Below are 565 nucleotides of genomic sequence, written 5' to 3'. Positions count from 1 at the left end.
ACTCAGGAAAAACTTGATTATTTTGAAAAAATAATTTCTAAAAGATATGAAAAAAATATTCCACCCGGACTTAAAGATAGAAACAAGAAAAAAAAGCGTAAATTTGCTACACTGGAATTTGAGACTTCTTTTGGTGATGCAATGTTTTGGCTTGATATTATAGAATTTGTAAAAGAGAAAAAATTTAGTAATGTAGTAATTATTTCTGATGATAAAAAATCAGATTGGTGTACAAGGAGTGGAACCTCGGAATCAGAATTACTACCAGAACTTAAAGTAGAGTTTCTTAAAGAAACAGGGATACCAGTTATTAGAAAATCAAGTTCACTATTTATTAAAGATATATTGAGTTTATCAGAAGATGAGCAAAAAGGTATTGAGAAGGAAATAGATGAAATTGAAAAAATTAAATCGGAAATAGAATATCAAGATACAATAATTGTTAGAGCGAGAAAGAATGGATTTAAGAAAGTATTTATTGGTGAAAATTCATGGTATTCTGTTAGAATTAACGAAGATAGGATACCGTTTTTGAGGTATATCGCTGTATATCAGACAACACCTG

At 28.7% G+C, this 565-nt stretch carries 1 protein-coding gene; it reads left to right on the top strand.

What is annotated here, in order from left to right; translation table 11 throughout:
• Positions 1-565, top strand: a 565-nt coding sequence (locus HZY94_RS01250) for a PIN-like domain-containing protein (RefSeq protein WP_228064524.1), incomplete at both ends; no start/stop codon positions are given.

The sequence above is a fragment of the Streptococcus danieliae genome (genome assembly GCF_013415245.1).
In the GTDB taxonomy this organism is placed as follows: domain Bacteria; phylum Bacillota; class Bacilli; order Lactobacillales; family Streptococcaceae; genus Streptococcus; species Streptococcus danieliae_A.
The sequence above is the reverse complement of the archived record's forward strand: the minus strand, read 5'-3'. Positions and strand labels throughout refer to the sequence as shown.